The sequence below is a fragment of the Acidobacteriota bacterium genome (assembly GCA_003225175.1).
GTDB lineage: Bacteria > Acidobacteriota > Terriglobia > Terriglobales > Acidobacteriaceae > Gp1-AA112.
The window spans coordinates 1-1,897 of record QIBA01000186.1 but is presented as its reverse complement, the minus strand read 5'-3'; the positions used below and the strand labels follow the sequence as shown (position 1 = coordinate 1,897).

General features: G+C 58.4%; 2 protein-coding genes. Both read right to left on the bottom strand.

Annotated elements, in window-relative coordinates; genetic code table 11:
* Window positions 1-1,585: hypothetical protein (locus tag DMG62_24355; protein PYY19719.1), on the bottom strand; the 1,585-nt coding region annotated here is incomplete at its 3' end.
* Window positions 1,586-1,659: 74 nt separating this feature from the next.
* Window positions 1,660-1,897: hypothetical protein (locus DMG62_24350; protein PYY19718.1), on the bottom strand; the 238-nt coding region annotated here is incomplete at its 5' end.

Genomic DNA, 1,897 nt, shown 5'->3' with positions numbered 1-1,897 from the left:
GGCTCTCGGCTCCGGGCAGCAGGGCGGTGCCATGGAAACCCTGAAGGACTGGATGAGGTCGCTCAATGCGCGCGTAACTATTCCCTTGAGGCCCAACGACCTCGCCTGCCGCATGAACTCCGAACACATCGGCCAGTTCAAAGTCGGAACGCGGATCGCCCCATTCGTTGTAACGGGAGGTTTCAAATGTAGCGAGAAGGGAGCCGCCTTCATGCACATATTGCCGAATGGCTTCACACTGAGCATCGCGGAGGTAAGCTGCGTTGGGAAGAAGAAGCGCGCGGTATTTTTTCAAATTCGCTACATCAAGGTTCCCCTCATGTACGAAGTCGAACAAGAAACGCCCTTCCAGCAGCGCGTAGTAAATGCCTTGCAGATAATCGACCGGACCGCCGCGATAGCGTGGCCGTCGGGAATCTGGCCGGGGATAGAAAGCGACCGTGCGTTGCGGATAGAGGACGGCTAGCTCAGCAATCGAACTCCGATTACAGAAATGCGTTTCGTTTGCGGCCAGCCAGGTAAAGAAAGAGCGCCCTACCTCCCGCCAGCGATTGTCCTCGGGAGAACCGCCCAGCCAATGAAACCATGGCACCATCCCGCTTGCAGTAGTTTGCGCAAGCCAAAGCGTCAGTTCGGCAGGCGCTTTGGAAACGTGCCGCCAACTTGGTTGTGCATTGCTGTAAGCCCCTGCGACGTTCGTTATGGTGCGCCCCTGCATGACGGATTGCGCGACGCGACCCTGCTGCGCGCAGTTCCAGATCGGCGTTTCACCCGAGCGTCCTTGGTGATCGGCGTTGAACCATGCCGCAGCGTGGCTGAGCGGCTCTAAATCCTTGATTGTGTCGATCCCCCCGCCGAGGTTGCCGACGTAGACGGATTCCGCGCTGCGTTCGCGGGCGATGCTATCCCACAAACGCCACAGTTCCAACACGCGGTCCTGGTGCGCCTGGTAATACCTGCGATATAGCGGATTCGAGGCGTCTGTTTCTGCCGGAGGCGCTCCCCCTAACTTCTCGTACAGGCGGCAACAATTCTCGCAGTAGCACACACGCAGTGCTCCTGTAGACGGCCAGCCATTGGTGAAGAATCCGTCTACCGCGTAACGCTGATTGATCTCGCGGTAGATTGCTGGCATCTGCTCGGAAAAGTAGCTGCCAAACATGCAGGTAGAGAATAGCCACGGCGACTCCAGATGGGGTCGAGACGATCCATCGGAGTTGCGCTCGAACCACTCGGGGTGCGCTTTCCAGGCGTCCTCGTAGGCGAAATTGCAATCCATGCGAGCGACAGCGCGAATACCGCGCTGCTTCACGGCGGCAACCATCTCGCCGAATAGATCGCGTGTTCCGAGGAATTGGCTACGACGGTGGTAAGGCACTTGGGTCGGATAGAAGGCCAGAATGCCACCGCAGTTCAGCAGCACTGCATCGACCTTGAGCGATGCCCAATAGTCGGCCCACGCTTCCGTATTCATAGTCAACGGATCGCGTTCGTTGAAATTGATCTGACCACACCGTCGCATGGTGCCGTACCAGGAACGTGAAGGCGTGTTGGCCTGTACGATATCGGCGGAATCGGGCGGCATGAGGGAAATTTCTGCCGGAGATGTGGTAACTGAGGCGGCAGTAAGCAGCAGGAAGGAGCGCCTGTTCATGGTGCTCATGCTCGCAACGCCTCCCCCACAGCGCGTAAATTCGCTAGACGCATTTCCGAGTACTTGTGCGAGAGGATCACGCCGTCTGCGCCAGTGTCCAGTGCCGCTCGCACGGCATCGCGCACATCCCGCGGCTCGGTTTTCTTTTCGTCTCGGCCGGTCGGAATATCAATCCCGGGCCAGATCTTGACCGTATTCTGGACGCCAGCAATCGCGCGCCGAGTTTCGCGCTCGACGTAGTTT